The 19373-nt window shown below is 50.5% G+C and carries 14 protein-coding genes and 2 pseudogenes; 6 read left to right on the forward strand and 10 right to left on the reverse strand.

Features of this window, described 5'->3' with window-relative positions; all coding sequences use genetic code 11:
* Positions 1–50: 50 nt before the first annotated feature.
* The 3 genes from ligA to ampD all read right to left on the reverse strand — a co-directional run bounded on the left by ligA (position 51) and on the right by ampD (position 4672).
* A complete protein-coding gene (gene ligA, locus KCG54_RS03785; protein WP_254324700.1) occupies positions 51–2519 on the reverse strand; it encodes an NAD-dependent DNA ligase LigA in 2469 nt (822 codons plus the stop codon).
* Between the two features lie 140 nt (positions 2520–2659).
* A complete protein-coding gene (locus KCG54_RS03790; RefSeq protein ID WP_254324701.1) occupies positions 2660–3928 on the reverse strand; it encodes a cell division protein ZipA C-terminal FtsZ-binding domain-containing protein in 1269 nt (422 codons plus the stop codon).
* Between the two features lie 177 nt (positions 3929–4105).
* Positions 4106–4672: a 1,6-anhydro-N-acetylmuramyl-L-alanine amidase AmpD gene (ampD, locus tag KCG54_RS03795; protein ID WP_188213859.1), complete on the reverse strand. Its 567-nt coding sequence runs from the start codon at positions 4670–4672 to the stop codon at positions 4106–4108.
* 115 nt (positions 4673–4787) lie between these two features.
* Here ampD and mltG point away from each other — a divergent pair, with 115 nt between their 5' ends.
* The 4 genes from mltG (at position 4788) to KCG54_RS03815 (ending at position 9354) form a co-directional block, all read left to right on the forward strand.
* Entirely contained in the window at positions 4788–5783 is a 996-nt protein-coding gene (gene mltG, locus KCG54_RS03800; RefSeq protein WP_254324702.1) for an endolytic transglycosylase MltG, read from the forward strand.
* Positions 5784–5850: 67 nt separating this feature from the next.
* Positions 5851–6477 carry a dTMP kinase gene (gene tmk / locus KCG54_RS03805; RefSeq protein WP_036490420.1) on the forward strand — a complete coding sequence of 209 codons (627 nt, stop codon included), beginning with the start codon at positions 5851–5853 and terminating at the stop codon, positions 6475–6477.
* A gap of 265 nt (positions 6478–6742) precedes the next feature.
* Positions 6743–8023, forward strand: coding sequence for a malic enzyme-like NAD(P)-binding protein (locus KCG54_RS03810; RefSeq protein WP_079453762.1), 1281 nt, complete (start codon positions 6743–6745; stop codon positions 8021–8023).
* Between the two features lie 323 nt (positions 8024–8346).
* On the forward strand, positions 8347–9354 hold the full coding sequence (locus KCG54_RS03815) for an IS5 family transposase (RefSeq protein WP_254324703.1): 1008 nt from the start codon (positions 8347–8349) through the stop codon (positions 9352–9354).
* 194 nt (positions 9355–9548) lie between these two features.
* Here the strand turns inward: KCG54_RS03815 and KCG54_RS03820 are convergent.
* The 7 genes and pseudogenes from KCG54_RS03820 to KCG54_RS03850 all read right to left on the reverse strand — a co-directional run bounded on the left by KCG54_RS03820 (position 9549) and on the right by KCG54_RS03850 (position 17223).
* Positions 9549–10891: pseudogene (locus tag KCG54_RS03820) on the reverse strand (aldehyde dehydrogenase family protein).
* Positions 10892–10969: 78 nt separating this feature from the next.
* Complete coding sequence (locus tag KCG54_RS03825; RefSeq protein WP_254324704.1) at positions 10970–11629, reverse strand: MarC family protein; 660 nt, start codon at positions 11627–11629, stop codon at positions 10970–10972.
* A gap of 1 nt (position 11630) precedes the next feature.
* Positions 11631–12781 (reverse strand): annotated as a pseudogene (gene rodA, locus KCG54_RS03830) (rod shape-determining protein RodA).
* The gene (gene mrdA, locus KCG54_RS03835; RefSeq protein WP_254324705.1) at positions 12774–14822 is read right to left on the reverse strand and encodes a penicillin-binding protein 2; all 2049 of its coding nucleotides are present in this window, start codon (positions 14820–14822) and stop codon (positions 12774–12776) included. The pseudogene rodA and the gene mrdA overlap by 8 nt, the downstream one beginning before the upstream one ends.
* A gap of 4 nt (positions 14823–14826) precedes the next feature.
* Positions 14827–15327: a rod shape-determining protein MreD gene (gene mreD / locus KCG54_RS03840; RefSeq protein ID WP_254324706.1), complete on the reverse strand. Its 501-nt coding sequence runs from the start codon at positions 15325–15327 to the stop codon at positions 14827–14829.
* Positions 15328–15331: 4 nt separating this feature from the next.
* Positions 15332–16174 (reverse strand): rod shape-determining protein MreC, encoded by an 843-nt coding sequence (gene mreC / locus KCG54_RS03845; protein WP_254324707.1) that lies wholly within the window; start codon positions 16172–16174, stop codon positions 15332–15334.
* Positions 16175–16185: 11 nt separating this feature from the next.
* A complete protein-coding gene (locus KCG54_RS03850) occupies positions 16186–17223 on the reverse strand; it encodes a rod shape-determining protein (RefSeq protein ID WP_254324708.1) in 1038 nt (345 codons plus the stop codon).
* 225 nt (positions 17224–17448) lie between these two features.
* Between KCG54_RS03850 and gatC the strand changes: the two genes are divergently transcribed.
* Both gatC and gatA read left to right on the forward strand, forming a co-directional pair.
* Positions 17449–17739 (forward strand): Asp-tRNA(Asn)/Glu-tRNA(Gln) amidotransferase subunit GatC, encoded by a 291-nt coding sequence (gene gatC, locus KCG54_RS03855; RefSeq protein WP_254324709.1) that lies wholly within the window; start codon positions 17449–17451, stop codon positions 17737–17739.
* A gap of 150 nt (positions 17740–17889) precedes the next feature.
* Complete coding sequence (gatA, locus tag KCG54_RS03860; RefSeq protein WP_004520128.1) at positions 17890–19338, forward strand: Asp-tRNA(Asn)/Glu-tRNA(Gln) amidotransferase subunit GatA; 1449 nt, start codon at positions 17890–17892, stop codon at positions 19336–19338.
* Positions 19339–19373: the final 35 nt, after the last annotated feature.

Consider the following 19373-nt stretch of genomic DNA (forward strand, 5'->3'; position numbering starts at 1 on the left):
TGATAAGGGAGCAGTTGGCTTGAAAAGGCGGATTGCTTGTAGATACTGTCTTATCTCAGCAACGACAGTAATTCTTCTTCGCTCAATACGGCCACGCCCAAAGCTTGGGCTTTTTCCAATTTACTGCCTGCGGCTTCTCCAGCGACAACGTAGTCGGTTTTTTTGGATACGCTGCCGGAAACTTTACCGCCTGCAGCCTCAATCATGGCTTGGGCTTGGTCGCGTTTGAGTGTGGGTAAAGTCCCTGTTAATACAAAGGTTTTACCTGCTATGTCCTCATTAATGCCGTCTGAAATAGTTTCATCTTGAAGATTAGATAGCATTTGAGCAAAGAAAGTTTTCATATTTTCAAGCAGGGCTGCGTTTTGCGGTTTGCTGCGCCATGTCTGCCAATCGGCAGGCAACGCTTTGTCAGTTTGCAAACCTTCTATGCTTTGTCCGGCAAGCTCCCACAAGGCCAGTGCTTTAGTTTCGCTGATTTTAAAATCAGGCAGGCGGGCAATCCAGCGTTGCGGCTCAGCATGGCGCAACGGCGGGATAGTGACAGCCTGGCTTTGTGGGGCAACACCTACAGTTAGCAGCTCGTCGATCATCGCCTGTTGCGCTTCTTGGGCAAAAAAGTGGGCAATGGAGTGGGCAACCACCGTGCCGATATCGGGCAGGCAGGCGAGGATGAGTTCGGGTGCATGGCGGACATGTTCGAGCGTACCGAATGCCTGAGCCAACGTTTTGGCGGTGCGTTCGCCGACGTGACGGATGCCGAGGGCAAAAAGGAAACGCGCAAGTTCGGGCGTTTTGCTGGCTTCTATGCCTGCAAGGATGTTTTCTGCCCATTTGGTCGGCTGTTTTTTATTGTTTTTGGCAAGCAGAGTATTGCCGGTCTCGCCTTCAAAGTCTCCAATTTCACTGTTTGATGGTTCTTCTTCACTAGCTGACGCTTTATCCGCTGTTTCCTTCATTTTTTGCAGGGTTGGAATATCGAGACGGTAGAGGTCGGCGAAATGGCGAACCAAATCTTGTGCTACCAGCTGCTCGATTTGTTTTTGTCCAAGTCCGTCAATGTCCATGGCTTTGCGTGAGGCGAAGTGGATTAAACCTTGCGCGCGTTGTGCTTGGCAAAGCATACCGCCGCTGCATCGGGCAACCGCTTCGCCTTCTTCGCGTTCGATTTCGCTGCGGCAGATAGGGCAATGGGTGGGCAGGCGGTAAGGTTTGTGAAGCGGTTCGGATCGGGTTTCAGAAGGTGTTTCGGCAAACAAATCGTCTTGCAGGCCGTCTGAAACGGAAATATTGGTCTCCTGCATTGGGCGGCGTTCAAAAATCACGCGCACCACCTCGGGAATGACGTCTCCGGCGCGGCGCACGACGACGGTATCGCCAACGCGCACGTCTTTGCGCGATACTTCGTCCTGATTGTGCAGGGTGGCGTTGGTAACGGTAACGCCGCCGACGAATACAGGTTGCAGGCGGGCGACAGGGGTTACTGCACCGGTGCGCCCGATTTGTACATCAATGGCTTCGACAATGGTCAATGCTTCTTCAGCAGGAAATTTGTGGGCAATGGCCCAGCGCGGCGCACGTGAGATGAACCCCAGTTTTTCTTGTTGTGCCAGACTGTTGACTTTGACCACCATGCCGTCGATTTCGTAGGGCAGAGTAGGGCGTTTTTGCTGCATTTTCTCGTAAAATGCCAATATTTCGTCGATATTTTGGAAACAGCTGAAATTACCATCGGGCAGGCTGAAACCAAGCTCTTTACAGTAGCTCAGCTCTTGCAGGTGTTCTTCCGCGATAAAACCGCCTTGTTGTCGGGCAATGGAATAGGGAAAGAAATGCAGTTTGCGCTGTGCTGTAATGCGCGAATCGAGTTGGCGCAAACTACCGGCGGCGGCATTGCGTGGATTAGCGAAAGGTTTTTGTCCATTTTCAGCTTGTCGTGCGTTTAAGGCGGCAAAATCGGCTTTGAGCATCAGTACTTCGCCGCGTATTTCGATAAGCTCGGGAATATTTTCTCCATGCAGGCGTAGGGGGATGTTGGATACGGTTTTGACGTTTTGGGTAACGTCTTCGCCTGTTGTACCATCGCCACGGGTTGCCGCTTGAGTCAATACGCCGTCGCGGTACAGCAGGCTGATGGCCAGACCATCAAATTTAGGTTCGATAACGTATTCTGGTTTTTCTCCGTTTAATCCGCTACGAACGCGCTCATCGAAAGCATACATTTCGGCATGGTCAAAAACGCCATTTTCATCTTGTGGCGAGAAGGCGTTGGTCAGCGACAGCATCGGTACTTCGTGGCGTACTTCGGCAAAGCCTGCCAAAGGCTCGCCACCGACACGCTGGGTCGGGCTGTCAGGCAGTTTGAACTCGGGATAGTTCCGCTCCAATGCTTCAAGCTCGCGGAACAATTTGTCGTATTCGGCATCGGGTACGCTGGGCGCGTCTAGGGTGTAATATTCGTAGGCGTAGCGGTTGAGGAGGTCGGTCAGGTATTTGATACGTTGTGCGGTCGGATTCATGAGCAATCGAAATAGAGTTTTCAGACGGCCTGATGATAGAGAGGCCGTCTGAAAATCGATGAATATTGAAGATGAAGGGATTTTACCTGAAAAAAAGCGGATATGCCGTCATTGCATATCCGCTTTTTGATTGGGGAATTTTAAGAGAATAGGCGCAGGGCTTGTTTGCTGCCGGGTTTGAGGCCGACTTTAAGCATTTCTTCCTGACGGGCCAAAACGTAGTTGCGTACGTCTTTGAGCCATTGGGTGGAAACTTCTTCCATTTGGTCGTTAACCAAATCTAAGCTGAGTTGGCCGGAAAGTTTGACAGCCAAGTCCATAAATTTGTCGAAAGTTTTTTCGCCGGCAGGAACATGCGGAATATCCAAAAGCATGCTGAAGCCGCGGTAGGCTTGGTTGTCCAGCAAAGGATTGGTAAACGGTTTGTTGTCCAAAGTATGGATAGAGAACAGTTGAGGGTTGTTGTTGTCGCCGAAGTGGAACGCGCCGTCTTCACCCAGTTTGAAGCCTGTATCTTTCACGGCGGCACGCAACTCTACGCCGCTGATATTGGAATGGGAAACCAAGTGAATGGCGATGGTTTGGTCAACACGCGCACAGAATTGGTCGAGGGCTTGTGCGACTTCGGTGAAAGCATCCAAGTCGGTATGCAAAACTTTGCCGTCCATCAGTTGGGCAAAAGCATCAACCTGTTGGTCAAAGTGTTGCAGCTCTTCACGCGCGGCCAAACCATTGCGGCTGACAGCTTGCAGGCCCATGACGAAGCCTTGGTAATAAACGCCCGGAATCGGTTCGGCAACGCGGAAATGGTCGTCCATGGTGCAACCGATGATTTGGAAGCGGTGTGTGCCGGAAAGGCGCGGCAGGGCGTGCAATTCTTGGGCTTGTTTCAGGGAGATGTAGGCCATGTAGTCGAAGCGCGGGTCAAACCAAGGCAGCTCGACTTGAGACAATTCGTCCAGGCTGATCAATGGTACTTGTGCCACAGGCTCGGCTGCAGTTTCAACCGGAGCAGAAGCGGCTTCGGAAGGGCTTACGGTAATTTCGTTGTTCAAACCGATAACGGTGTGTTGGACTTTTTCTTCTGCGGAGAAGTCGTCTTCCACGGTCAGCTCGACATCGGTTTTAAGTTGGGCAGGGTGAGCCAGTTTGGCTTTTGCCGCGTAGATTTCATCTTGCTCTTGCAGGTTGCGCAATGCCTCTTCGGTTTTTTTGTTTTTCTTGATAAACAAACCCTGGCCGCCGGTTTCTTTGCTGTCGCGGACGTGCTTGGTTTTGCTGGTCAAAAGCGCATCTTTATCGGAATGGCCGAATTGTTCGCGCACTTGTTTGCGGTATTGGTTTTCCTGGTACATGTTGTAACCGATGACCGCCAAAAGGGCGGCGAGGGCTAAGACGATGAAAATCATGGAGTAATCACTTTTTAAAAAGGCAGCATTCCGTCTTTTTCAGGGTGCGGAATCTTGCTGCGTGGGAAGTTCGTTGGAGCCGGACTTTATGCGTCCGAATGAATAGCTGAATTATAACGAAAATAAACGGTTGTGACAGCATTATGTCTGCCAATCATTGTTCAGGCCGTCTGAAAGTTATCCGCGCCGGACGGGGAAACCTGCTTTTTGAAGGCGAGGCCAATCGAAGAAATGTCCGGGATCGGTTTTCCTGTCCGGCGCGATGTCCTGATGACCGGTAACGGCCTGAATTGGGTAATGTTCGGAAATGGCGGTCAGCAAGGCTTGCAGGCTGGTGTATTGTGCTTCGGTAAAAGGCTCGAAATCGCAGCCTTCCAATTCGATACCGATGGAGAAGGCATTGCATTTTTCTCTGCCTTGAAACGACGATACGCCAGCATGATAGGCCATGTCGTCGCAGGAAACGAATTGGACGGTTTCGCCCTTACGGCTGATGAAAAAATGGCTGGAGACGCGCAGGGTGTGGATGATACTGAAAAAAGGATGCTCGTCAGGGTTGATTTGGTTGGTAAACAATTTTTCCACTGCCCCTGTGTTGTACTCAAAAGGAGGGAGGGAAATATTGTGGAGGACAACCAAAGAGATGTCTTCATCCGGTTCGCGCGGGCTGAAATTGGGCGAATGAGTTTGGCGTGCATTCAGCCAACGGCCGTTTTGCCAAGTGTTTTTTGAAGGAGAATTCATGGTTTCAGACGGCCTTTCGGGATAGGAAAACATACGTTGGGGAATGCGACAGGCTTAATATGCTTGTTTTCGGTTATACTGTCGCCCGACACGTTCACAAACCAAGAATCCTACCATGCTGAAAAAATTGTTGAAATGGCTGGCCGTATTTTTGACGGCATTTGCCGCCGTGGTTGCCGCATTGTTGTTTGTTCCGAAAGACAACGGCAAGCCATACCGTATTACCATTGCTAAGAATCAAGGTATCTCTTCCGTCAGCCGCAAACTGGCTCAAGACGGCATTGTTTATAACCGTTATGTGTTGGTAGCCGCCGCATATGTGATGGGCGTGCACAACCAACTCAATGCCGGCTCTTACCGCCTGTCTGCCAAAGTATCGGCTTGGGACATTTTAAAACGCATTAAAAAAGGCCGTCCTGATTCGGTCAGCGTGCAAATTCTAGAGGGTGCGCGGTTTGCACAAATGCGCCGTATTATCGACAACACTGCCGATATTGCCCATGATACGCGCGGCTGGAGCGATGAAAAACTGATGGCCGAAGTAGCACCCGACGCTTTGAGCAGCAATCCCGAAGGACAGTTTTTCCCGAATAGTTACGAAATTGATGCCGGCGGCAGCGATCTTCAAATTTACAAAATCGCCTACCGTAAAATGCGGGAAAACCTGCAAGAAGCATGGGATGACCGTCAAAGCGGCCTGCCTTATAAAAATCCGTACGAAATGCTGATTATGGCGAGTCTGATTGAAAAAGAAACCGCGCACGAAGACGACCGCGCCCATGTGGCCGCCGTATTCGTCAACCGCCTGAATATCGGCATGCGCCTGCAAACCGACCCGACTGTCATCTATGGCATGGGTGATGCGTATAAGGGCAGAATCCGCAAAGCCGACCTGCAACGCGATACGCCTTACAATACTTATACGCGCAGCGGTTTGACGCCGACGCCGATTGCGCTTCCCGGCAAGGCCGCGCTTGAAGCAGCGGGTCATCCGTCTAATGAAAAATATCTGTATTTCGTCTCGAAAATGGATGGTACGGGCCTGAGCGAGTTCAGCCACAATCTTTCTGAACACAACGCCGCCGTACGCAAATATATTTTGAAGAAATAAACCGAATAGGCCGTCTGAAACATTTATAATCCCAGTTTCAGACGGCCTTTAGATTAACGATATCCATATGAAACCCAGATTTATTACCCTTGACGGCATAGACGGCGCAGGCAAATCCACCAACCTCGCCGTAATGAAAGCATGGTTTGAGAAACACAAACTGCCCGTATTGTTTACGCGCGAACCGGGAGGCACGCCTGCCGGAGAAGCATTGCGCGAAATCCTACTCAACCCTGCCACCCAAGTCAGCCTGCGTACTGAAACCCTGTTGATGTTTGCCGCCAGACAGCAACACTTGGAAACCGTCATTCTGCCTGCCCTGAAAAACGGCACGCATGTCGTTTCCGACCGCTTTACCGATGCAACGTTTGCCTACCAAGGCGGCGGACGCGGCGTTCCCTTGCAAGATATTGCCACGCTTGAGCATTGGGTACAGGGTGATTTCCGTCCCGATTTGACCTTGCTGTTGGATGTGCCTTTGGAAGTATCGATGGCGCGCATCAACCAAACGCGCGAGAAAGACCGCTTCGAGCAAGAGGCAGCCGAGTTTTTCAATCGGGTGCGGGAAGTGTATTTGCAACGTGCTGCCAAACAGCCGGAACGATACGCCGTCATCGACAGCAGCCAAAGTCTGGACGCAGTCAAAACCCAGATTGAAACCGCACTGGACAGTCATTTTGGATTGAATGTTTAAGTTTAAATAAAATGCCGTCTGAAAGAAGATTGATGTAGCGAAGAAATATTATTACAGAAGTTTTTAGACATAAAACCGATTAAACCGAAACATCAAAACAAATGAAATAAATATTAGGTATGCGCCACCGAAAGAACATGATAAAATTACGGCCTCTTACAAAGTCTGTCTGTTAACAAACCGACTTTAGAAGTTTAAATGTCTGAAGCAGCCCGTTTCAGAATTGTTCGCTGTAAAATCTCTCTCTCGCAAACAGGATCGACAAATGGAAAATTCATTAAAAGAAGCCGCCCTGCAGTTCCACGAATTCCCCGTGCCGGGCAAAATCTCCGTTACCCCAACCAAATCTCTGGCTACTTCTAAAGACTTGGCGTTGGCGTACTCTCCGGGCGTAGCCGCTCCTTGTATGGAAATCCATGCCGATCCGCAAAATGCCTACAAATACACCGCCAAAGGCAATTTGGTTGCCGTGATTTCCAACGGTACCGCAGTGTTGGGTTTGGGCAACATCGGCGCATTGGCCGGCAAACCTGTTATGGAAGGCAAAGGCGTATTGTTCAAAAAATTCGCCGGTGTTGACGTATTCGATATCGAAATCGATGAAAAAGACCCGCAAAAACTGGTGGACATCATCGCTTCTTTGGAACCGACTTTCGGCGGTATCAACCTTGAAGACATCAAAGCGCCCGAGTGCTTCTACATCGAACGCGAATTGCGCAAACGCTGCAAAATCCCCGTATTCCACGACGACCAACACGGTACCGCCATCATCACCGCCGCCGCTGTGTTGAACGCTTTGCGTCATACCGGCCGTAAAATTGAAGAAGCGACTTTGGTGTGCTCCGGCGCAGGTGCGGCCGCGATTGCCTGCTTGAACCAATTGCTGGATTTGGGTCTGAAACGCGAAAACGTGACCGTTTGCGACTCCAAAGGCGTGATTTACAAAACCCGCGAAGACAAAGACCGTATGGACGAGTCCAAACAGTTCTACGCCATTGAAGACAACGGCCAACGCGTATTGGCCGATGCCGTTAAAGGTAAAGACATCTTCTTGGGTCTGTCCGGTGCAAACCTGCTGACGCCTGAAATGCTGAACACCATGAACGAAAAACCAATCGTGTTCGCCATGGCAAACCCGAATCCGGAAATCCTGCCTCCATTGGCAAAAGAAACCCGTCCGGATGTGGTCATCGGTACCGGCCGTTCAGACTTCCCGAACCAAGTGAACAACGTATTGTGCTTCCCATTTATCTTCCGTGGCGCATTGGATGTCGGCGCGACCACCATTAACGAAGAAATGAAACGCGCCTGCGTGTACGCTTTGGCTGATTTGGCGATGGAAGAGGTAACTGAAGAAGTGGTTGCCGCTTACGGTAAGAAATTTGAATTCGGTGCGGAATACCTGATTCCTACCCCATTCGATTCCCGCCTGTTGCCTCGCGTTGCTACAGCTACTGCTAAAGCGGCAATGGAAAGCGGCGTGGCTACCCGTCCAATCGCCGATTTGGATGCGTATGCTGCTAAACTGGCCGGTTTGAAATTGTAATCCGGTAAGTAGTATTTGATTGAAAATGCCGTCTGAAAGTTGTATTTCAGACGGCATTTTTGTTTGTCGCGTATTTTATAGAGAGTTTAATGAAACGGCTGGAATGATGAACATGGTAAGCTGCCGATTCAAAATAGGCATGGAAATATAAATTGCTTTCTAAAATAGGTTGCTTATTTTTGAGCCGCTTTGATTTTGCAGAATTGGTATGGGTTTTAAATACAACATTTTTGCCAGTCTTTAAAAAAAAACATCAGGCCGAGACCTTTGCAAAATTCCCCAAAATCCCCTAAATTCCCACCAAGACATTTAGGGAATTTTCCATGAGCACCTTCTTCCAGCAAACCGCCCAAGCCATGATTGCCAAACACATCGACCGTTTCCCACTATTGAAGTTGGATCAGGTGATTGATTGGCAACCGATCGAACAATACCTGAATCGTCAAAGAACCCGTTACCTCCGAGACCACCGCGGCCGTCCCGCCTATCCCCTGTTGTCCATGTTCAAAGCCGTCTTGCTCGGCCAATGGCACAGCCTCTCCGATCCCGAACTCGAACACAGCCTTATTACCCGCATCGATTTCAACCTGTTTTGCCGTTTTGACGAACTGAGCATCCCCAATTACAGCACCTTATGCCGCTACCGTAACTGGCTGGCGCAAGACAATACCCTGTCCGAACTGCTGGAACTGATTAACTGCCAACTGGCCGAGAAAAACCTAAAAGTAGAGAAAGCATCCGCCGCCGTCGTTGACGCCACCATTATTCAGACCGCCGGTAGCAAACAGCGCCAGGCCATAGAAGTCGATGACGAAGGACAAGTCAGCGGCCAAACCACACCGAGCAAAGACAAAGATGCCCGTTGGACAAAGAAAAACGGTTTATACAGACTCGGTTACAAACAACATACCCGCACCGATGAGGAAGGCTATATCGAGAAACTGCACATTACCCCCGCCAATGCCCATGAGTGCAAACACCTGTTGCCTTTGTTGGAAGGACTGCCCAAAGGTACGACCGTCTATGCCGATAAAGGCTATGACAGTGAGGAAAACCGGCAACATCTGGAAGAGCATCGGCTGCAGGACGGCATTATGCGCAAAGCCCACCGTAACCATCCGCTGTCGGAAACGCAAACCAAACGTAACCGGTATTTGTCGAAGACCCGTTATGTGGTCGAACAAAGCTTCGGTACGCTGCACCGTAAATTCCGCTATGCCCGGGCAGCCTATTTCGGGCTGGTTAAAGTAAGTGCACAAAGCCATCTGAAGGCGATGTGTTTGAACCTGTTGAAAGCCGCCAACAGGCTAAGTGCGCCTGTTGCCGCCTAAAAGGTGGCCGGATGCCTGATTATCAGGTATCCAAGAGGGATTAAGGGGATATTTGGGTAGAGTCAGCGGATATTTGAAACAAAAACAGCCGAAAACCTGTGTTTGGGTTTCGGCTGTTGGGGAAAGGACTTTTTTGCAAAGGTCTCAGGCCGTCTGAAATTGGGTTTTCAGACGGTCTGAGTTAATGAAACGGTTTATTTTTGCCAATAGGTTTTGACGTTGACGAACTCGTACAGCCCGAATTCTGATAGCTCACGTCCATAACCTGAAGCTTTGACGCCGCCAAAGGGGAGGCGCAGGTCGCTGCTGGTGTGGCGGTTGATAAAGACAGAGCCTGCTTGGATTTTTTCGGCATATTGCCATGCGTTTGCCGTGTCGGCTGTGTAGATACAGGCGCCGAGGCCGAAAGGTGTGTCATTGGCAAGTGCGACGGCGTGATCCGGATTGTCGGCGCGTAAGATCATGGCAACCGGGCCGAAGACTTCTTCGTGCCAAACGCGGCAGTTTGGATTGACTTGATCCAATACCGTGGCAGGGTAAAACCAGATTTCTCCCTCAGGGATATAGCCGCCGCTCAAGCATTGCGCACCGTGTGCAACCGCATCTTGAACCTGCTCGTGTACGGTTTGACGCAGGTCTTTGCGGTGAAGCGGGGCAAGGGTGGTGTTCGGATCTTTGGGATTGCCGGTTTGCAGTTTGGCGCATTCGGCAAGGAAGAGCGGGATAAACTGTTCGGCAATATCTTGGGTAACAATGATGCGTTTGGCGGCATTGCAGGATTGTCCGGCATCGCGAAAGCGTGAATAGCAGGCATCGATGGCTGCACGTTGCAGATCGGCATCAGGCAGAATAATAAACGGATTGCTGCCGCCCAGTTCAAGGACGGTTTTTTTCAGATGTTTGCCTGCATGGGCGGCCAGCAGGCGGCCCGTATGGGTCGAACCGGTAAACGCCATGGCATCGGTATCTTCAATGGCTTTAAGCGTGTCTTCATGACTTAACCATGCGCCGATAAGCGGCAAGCCTTTGGGGACAAGGTCGAAGAGAGTTTCGCTGACGCGAGCAACACTGGGCGCAGGTTTGACTGCACAAGCATTGCCTGCACAAAGGGCAGGGATGGCAAATCGTAAAATCTGCCAAACAGGATAATTCCACGGCATGACCGCCAAAACAATACCCAAAGGCTCGAAACGGACTTGGCTGAGACTGGCTTGGGTGGCGATGGTTTTATGGGCAAGCAGTTCGGGGCAAGGCGGACGTAGTAGCGGATAAGCTCGATGGATTTACTGATTTCGGCACGGCATTCGTGCAGGCAGCGTCCGACTTCTTCGCAAACCATTTCAGCGAGGCGTTCTTGGTTTTGGGTAAGGCTGTTGGCAAATTGCTGCAAGAGGGCGGTGCGCTCGATAATGCTTGATTGGGCGAAGGTTTGCTGAAGGCTTTGGAGGCGGTTTAATTCGTAGGTGAACTCGATATAGCTTTGCGCCGGTCTGCTGTAAATGGTTTCTCCGGTGAAAACGTTGGTGCTGTGAAACATGGTTGGCTCCTTTGTTTTTATGTTTTATGAGGCCGTCTGAAAATGTTTCAGACGGCCTTTTATTGTGATGATTGTACTTCAAGCGACCAGTTGGGGAAAAATAGATTTTAAGCCGGCAACAATAATCTCTACGGAAATGGCGGCAAGCATCATGCCCATGATACGGTTGAGGATGGTCAGGCCGGTAGTGCCCAAGCGTTTGCTGATGCGTCCGGCAACGATCAGGATGAGATAGCAAATCAGGCTGACCAGAAAGCCGGAGATGATAATCAGGGCAATATCGCTGTAATTTTTGGCGGCAGAGGAGTAAATAATGACGGTAGAAATACCGCCGGGACCGATGGTAATCGGAATGGCAATGGGGACGACGGCAATGGCTTTTTCATTGCGGCGGACTTGTTGCGCACTTTGATGTTCTTCTGAATGGGGATCAATTTTGGGTTTGGCAGGATTATCGTTGCCGTTCATTAAGGAGATGGCAATCAGCAAAACCAGAATACCGCCGCCTACTTGGAAAGAGCCCACGCTGATACCGAGTACTTTCAACAAGATACCGCCGCCCAGTGCAAAGACGACAATCACGATGAAAACAGCCAATGCGGCAGTACGCGCGATTCTGCGCTTTTCTTTGGTGCTGTGGTTTTGTGTCAGGTCAAGATAAATTGAGAGCGCGCTGAAGGGGTTGATCAGTACAAGAAGTGCAACGAGAAGTTTGCCGATTTCTACACCTAATTCCATATTATTCCTTGCTTGCAGTTAGGTCGTCGTTGTCTATATTACGACGGCGGAGGTTTTTGTGTTCATTGGCAATACCCATCAACAAGGCTAGTACCACCATGATGGAAAGTGTAGCCGTACCGCCGTAGCTGACCAAGGGAGGGGGACGCCGACAACGGGCAAAATACCGCTGACCATGCCCATGTTTACAAAGGCATAGCAGAAAAAGGTCATGGTCAACGCGCCTGCCAGAGTACGGCTGTAAAGGGATTGAGCTTGCGCGGCAATCCACAATCCGCGTGCCAGAATGATGAGGTAAACCAGCAGTAAAAGGATATTGCCAATCAGGCCGAACTCTTCGCCGAATACCGCGAAAATAAAGTCAGTCGTTGATTCGGGAATATAGTCCAAATGGGTTTGCGTACCGTTTAGCCAGCCTTTACCCCATACGCCGCCCGAGCCGATGGCAATCATGGATTGGATGATGTGGTAGCCTGCGCCCAATGGGTCTTTGGTTGGGTCGAGCAGGGTGAGGACGCGGGTTTTCTGATAGTCGTGCATGCCGTAATTCCACAAGAGCGGCAAAGCGGCCACAAAGGCAATAATAGCAGCAAAAATGGCCTTCCAAGGCAATCCGGCAAAGAAGATGACAAAAATACCCGAAGCCATAATCAGCGCGGCCGTACCCAGATCTGGCTGTTTCAAAATCAGGGCGACAGGAACAAGAATCAGCACGAGGGCGACAATATAATGTATCCATTTCAGACGGCCTTCATAGCGTTGGAAATACCACGCGACAGTCATGGGAATACCGATTTTCATGATTTCGGAAGGTTGGATACGGGTAAAGCCGAGGCTCAGCCAACGGGTCGAGCCGTTGACGGTAACGCCGGCGACTTCGACGCCAATCAGCAGTAATACGCCGACAATGTAAACAGGCAGGGCAACTTTGGCAGCTGTTTGCGGCTTAAATACGGCGATAATCCATAACAGGGCAAAGCCCAAAACGGTATGGATGGTTTTGTTTTCCAATTGGCCGAACTCTTGCCCGTCTGCAGAATAGAGCAGGAATAGGCTCATGATGTAGATGGCGAGCATGGCAAAAAACAGCCAAGGGTCAATCGGGGCTGCAATGGTGGATTTGAAATTTTTCCACGCTGATGTGTTATTCATGATGAACCTCCGGCTGTGAGGCAGGGCTTGTCGGAGTCAGTCCGTAGGCAGATTGGAAAATGCTGGTAATAGGCTGATGCTTGTCCGTTGTTTCAGTTTTGGCCGAATCTGACTCAAGGCCGTCTGAAAACTGTTGCGGCTTGACGTGAAGCATATAAAAATCAGTCATTTCACGAGCCAATGGCGCGGCATACGCACCCCAACCGCCGTTTTCCAAAATAACGGCAATGGCGATTTCAGGTTTTTCCAATGGCGCAAACGAGATAAACCATGCGTGGTCGCGGTGTTGTTCGCGCAGGGCTGCGGCATTGTAGCGGCCGCCCTGTTTGATTTGTACGACTTGGGCCGTACCGGTTTTGCCGCCCATTGTGTAAGCGAGTCCGCCACCGATACGGTGCGCCGTACCGCCCGGTTTCAATACCTTTTCCATTGCGCGTTTGACGTATTCGAAGTTGTCGGTTTTGAATGGAATTTGACGTTCGGGATTAGGACTGATACGGGTAATTTTGCGCGCGCCGAAATCCAATACTTCTTTGACCAAATGTGGCTGATGGACAACACCGTTATTGGCCAGAGATGCTGTCGCATGTGCCATTTGCAAAGGCGTGTAGGCGTTGTAGCCTTGGCCGATGCTGACGGAAACCATTTCGCCGGCGCGCCATTCTTTGGCGGTCGGGTCGGAAGACTTGGCAAAGCGTTTGGCTTTCCATTCGCGGCTGGGCAAAACGCCTGTGTATTCGCTGGGCAGGTCAATGCCGGTTTTCTGGCCGAAACCGAATTGCGCCAGATACGGAGAGGCTTTGTCGATACCCATTTCGTAACCCAAACGGTAGAAGAAGGTATCTGAGGATACTTGAATGGCTTTGCTCAAGTTGGCCGAGCCGTGGCCGCTGCGGACAGAGTCGCGGAAAATATGGCGGCTGCCGGGTATGCTCCATGCGCCGGGGGCGGGGACGATGGTGTTTTGAGTGATTTTGCCGCTTTCCAACAAGGCCATGCCCATAAAGGGTTTGAATGTAGAACCCGGCGGATAAAGGCCTTGGGTAACGCGGTTGATCAAAGGCTTTTTCCAATCGTCATTCAGCATTTTCCAAGTGTCGCTGTCGATGCCGTCAATAAAGAGGTTGGGATCAAAGGAAGGTTTGGAAACAAAAGCCAAAACAGTACCGTCTTGCGGATTGATGGCCACCAATGCGCCACGGTGGTCGCCCAAGATTCGGTCGGCTTCCTGCTGCATACGGATATCCATGCCCAGGCGCAAGGTTTGCCCCATTTGGGACGGGACATTTTTCAATACGCGGACAATGTTGCCGTAAGCGTCTTTTTCGACTTCCTGATAGCCTGGAATGCCATGAAGCTGGTGTTCGTAATATTTTTCCAAGCCTGATTTGCCGATGTGCGTACTGCCGCGGTAGAGGGCGGTCAGGCCTTCTTCTTCCAGCATTTCTTTGTCTTTATCGCTAATACGGCCGATGTAGCCTAAGAAATGGGAAGTCAGTTTGCCATAAGGATATTCGCGGAATGTGCGTGAGTTGACCTCTACACCTTTGAATTCACGCAGATGAACGGACAAACGGGCGACCTCTTCATCGGTCAGCCTAAGCTTGAGCGGGATATTTTCAAATTTTCGATAGCTTTCGCGGTATTTTTTGAAGCGTTTTAAATCTGTCGGCGTGATATCGACGTATTTTTTTAATGCTTCAATGACATCTTCCATATTGCCTTCGATGCGGCTGGAAATAACTTCGAGCGAAAAGACAGGATAGTTTTTGGCCAATGGAACGCCGTTGATATCGACGATTTCGCCGCGTACAGGCGGCGTTGGAATCAGGGTAATACGGTTGCTCGATGCCTGACCGGAAAACTCATTGTGTTGAGTTACTTGCAGGTAGAAGAACCGCGCCAGCAAAATGGAAAAGAAGATAACAATCAGGATAAATGCAACGAGCAGGCGCAACAAAGCATCGGCTTGTGCTGCCTGAGCGGAAGGTTTTTTGGTATGTTGACCACCGGAAAGACGGCGTGGAAGAATCGGTTTCATCTTTTCAGTGGGAGCGGTAAATACGGGTCACGATCAGCATCAGCTGGCTGAGTATGGGCCAAAGCAGTGCGCCGACAAATGGAGCAACAAAGCCTTGCAAAGTGATGACCTGATGATTGAGGAACAGACGGGCAGCAGTTAAAACGGCCTGATTGAGCAACAACGCAGCCAAGACAGCGGCCAATTGCATAATGTGGCCGTACAGCATGATTTGGCGGCGGCGGTTTAAGATGAAATAAGTCATCACGACGTAAGACAGGGCGTGCAAGCCCAAAGTCGCGGCGGTTGCTGCATCGACAATCAGACCGATGGCAAAAGCCAGTCCCATGCCTGCGCGTTGCGGTTGGTGCAATGCCCAATACAGCAGCATCAGTGCCGTCATTTCAGGCAGCCAGAAGAACCCGTCAAAGGAAAACGGCATAAAGTCCAGTATCATCATCACGATGAGACTGGCCGCCATGATGTGTAGCGGTACTGCACGGTAAGAATCGTCAAAATCGTTCATGAAATCAGCGTGGGGAAGAAGGGGCGGAAGAAAGTACCAAGACAAAACGGCTGCTGCGTAAAGCGGCTAAAGGCGTCAGTTGCGTATCGTAATAAGGCGTTCCCGATGCACGGACAACCTTGCTGACGGTTGCAACGGGAATCCCCGCCGGATAAGTACCGTCCAAACCGGAAGTCAGCAGAATATCGCCGGGTTTCAAGTCTGAGCCGGTTGGGAAATAGCGCAAATCCAAACCGTTGCCATTGCCGTATGCCAAATTGCGTTCGCCGGTGCGGCTGACGGCTACGGGGACAATGCTTTGTCCGCTTGAGATCAGTTCAATTTCCGCGCTTTGTGTGTGAACTTGTGTCAATAGGCCAATCAAACCGCTTTGATCGATGACCGCATCGCCAACTTTCAAACCATCTTGGCCGCCCTTGCCGATAATCAGTCTTTCGGAAAGCGGATCTTTACCATTGGAAATGACTTCCGCACCGATAACGTTGTGAATGCCTTTTTGTTGCAAACCGTACAGTTTTTTCAATTCGCGCAGTTCATCGGTATTGACTTTATCTCGCTGCAAATCGATTTTCATACGGCCATTTTCTTCCATAAGCCGGCGATTTTGTTCCAAGAGCTCTGATTTAGAGTGGGAGAGGTCGGCAAAATATTGATAAAGTTGAACAGGTTGATTCGCCAGCCATTGAACAGGATAGAGCATGGGCATGACTGCCGCACGTACAGGCTGCATCAATGAAAAGCGGTAATCGGCTACCATCAGGCCGGCAGCCAGCGTGATATAAACGACAAAACGAGGCAACAGCTTAGAGCCTTTTGCCTCGTCAAAGCGCAAAGAAGAGCGTTCCATAACCATCTACCTTATGGGTTTTCCGTGAATACGGTATCCCATTTGCCGATATAGTCTAAAGCCTTACCAGCACCATAGGTAACGCAGTTCAGAGGCTGGTCGGCAATACCGACGGGCAGGCCGGTTGCATCGGCCAAGACGGTATCGATACCGTGCAGAAGCGCTCCTCCGCCGGTCAGCATAATGCCGCGGTCAGCGATGTCGCCGGCCAATTCGGGCGGTGCCTGTTCCAAAGCCAGACGGACAGCACGGATGATTTGATTCACCGTTTCACTCAATGCTTCACGGATTTCATCTGAAGTAACTGCCAAGGATTTAGGCGTACCTTCGGCCAGATCGCGGCCCTTAATGCGCATGGCTGTTTCTGTTTCAAAGCCCGATGCAGAGCCGATTTGTTTCTTCAATTCCTCTGCCGTCGCTTCGCCGATCAAGACGCCGCGATGGCGGCGCAGGTAATGGATGATGCTTTTATCGAATTCGTCGCCGGCTGCGCGGACAGAAGCAGAATAGGCCATACCGCCCAGTGAAAGAATACCGATTTCAGTTGTACCGCCGCCAATATCGACAATCATCGAACCTGCCGCATCTTCAATCGGCAAGCCTGCGCCCAAAGCGGCGGCCATCGGTTCTTCAATTAAATGCACGCTTGCCGCGCCGGCAGCAAACGCAGAATCCAAAATCGCTTTACGTTCCACTTGGGTAGAGCCACCCGGAACACAGATAACCACACGAGGCGGAACCCAAGACCGTCCTTCAGTGGCTTTTTTAATCAACATACCCAGCATACGCTCGGTAATCACAAAATCAGCAATCACGCCGTCCCTCATCGGACGGACGATTTCAATATTGCGCGGCGCGCGGCCCTGCATTTTTTTGGCTTCCGTGCCCACCGCCATAATTTTACTTTTATTGCCTGCACCGGATTGAATCGCAACCATGGACGGCTCATCCAAAACAATCCCTTTGCCGCGTACAAAAATCAGCGTGTTGGCCGTGCCCAAATCGATGGCAATATCATTGGAGAGGAAACGAGATAAAAGACGAAACATTAGGATTCCTGAAATTCCGGCCCAGCCCGGATGCGTTAAGCAGTATTTAAAATAAGAAAAACAGGTACACGGTTTTAGACGGATAAATGCGCCCTTAAAAGGCCGTCTGAATCAAAACACCATGCCAACCTGTTTGGTTTTCGGTTATAATTCTTCGCTTCATAGAAGACGAAATGCAATGATACCCCAAACCCAAGAGGCATTGCTATCAGACAAGGATTTTTTATGGCTTTAAGCTTAAATGATGTGGAAAAAATCGCAAAACTCTCGCGCCTCACTTTAACGGACGAAGAAAAAAACAAAACGCTTGCCGAGTTGAACGACATTTTCGCCATGGTTGAAAACATGCAAAGCGTCAATACCGACGGCATCGAACCTATGGCGCATCCGCACGAAGCCGCTTTGCGCCTGCGCGAAGATAAAGTGACTGAAACTGACCACGCTGCAGGATATCAGGCGGTTGCCCCCGAAGTGCGCAACCGCCTGTATATCGTTCCTCAAGTAATTGAAGAATAAGGTTTCAGACGGCCTTTGCTTATCGGCAAGCCCCTATTGCAAGGCCGTCTGAAAGGATACTTTGTCCAGACGGCCCGATTTATTGATTTAAACGGATGTTTTCAATATCTGTTTTGAAAGCAAAAACTGTTTTATAGAAAGTACGGCACAATGACCGCTTACACGCTCAAACAAGCCAGCAGCCTGCTGCAATCCAAACAAATTTCCGCAGTCGAATTGGCGACCGAATATTTGGCCGCTATTGCTGCGAAAAACCCTGCCATCAACGGCTATGTGACCATCGATCAAGATAAGACCCTTGCTGAAGCTAAAGCAGCCGATGCGCGTATCGCGGCCGGTAATGCAACGGCTTTGACCGGTGTGCCGGTTGCTTACAAAGATATTTTCTGCCAAACAGGTTGGCGCAGTGCATGCAGCTCTAAAATGTTGGATAACTTTGTTTCTCCTTATACTGCCACTGTGGTGCAAAACCTGTTGGATGCCGGCATGGTTACTCTTGGCCGCACCAATATGGACGAATTTGCCATGGGTTCGACCAATGAGACTTCGTTCTACGGCGCAACCAAAAACCCATGGAATCTTGAACATGTTCCCGGCGGTTCGTCAGGCGGTTCGGCTGCCGTGATTGCGGCGCGTTTGGCACCGGCTGCGTTGGGTTCGGATACCGGCGGTTCTATCCGTCAGCCTGCATCGCATTGCGGTATTACCGGCATCAAGCCGACTTACGGTACGGTTTCACGCTTTGGTATGGTTGCCTATGCTTCCAGCTTTGACCAAGCCGGCCCTATGGCGCAAACAGCCGAAGACTGTGCGATTTTGTTGAATGCCATGGCCAGCTTTGACGAGCGCGATTCCACCAGCTTGGAACGCGACAAAGAAGACTACACCCGTGATTTGGACAAGCCGCTCAAAGGTTTGAAAATCGGTTTGCCTAAAGAATATTTCGGCGAAGGCGCAGATGCCGATGTTCAGACGGCCTTACAAAGCGTTATCGATTTGCTCAAAGCACAAGGCGCGGAGACTGTTGAAGTTTCCCTGCCGCAAACATCATTGTCGATTCCTGCTTATTACGTTCTTGCCTCTGCTGAAGCAAGTACCAACTTGTCCCGTTTCGACGGCGTACGTTATGGCCATCGTGCGGCGCAATTCGGCGATTTGGAAGAAATGTACAGCAACACCCGTGCCGAAGGTTTTGGCAGCGAGGTCAAACGCCGTATCATGATCGGTACTTATGTATTGAGCCATGGTTACTACGATGCGTACTATTTGAAAGCGCAAAAACTGCGCCGTCTGGTTGCCAATGATTTTCAGACGGCCTTTGGTCAATGTGATTTCATTTTGGCGCCGACTGCGCCGACTGCCGCGCCAAAACTCGGCAGCGACATTCACGACCCTGTGCAAATGTACTTATCCGATATTTACACCATCGCCGTGAACCTTGCCGGTTTGCCTGCACTGACTCTGCCTGCCGGTTTCAGCGCAAACGGCCTGCCGATTGGTGTGCAATTTATCGGCAACTATTTCTCCGAAGCCAAAATTTTGGGTGCCGCACATCAAGTTCAGCTGAACAGCGATTGGCACACTAAAGCGCCGGAATAATGTTTTAGGGCCTTGATGATTCAAGGCCGTCTGAA

It is taken from the genome of Neisseria subflava (assembly GCF_024205705.1).
Taxonomy (GTDB): Bacteria; Pseudomonadota; Gammaproteobacteria; order Burkholderiales; family Neisseriaceae; genus Neisseria; species Neisseria subflava_D.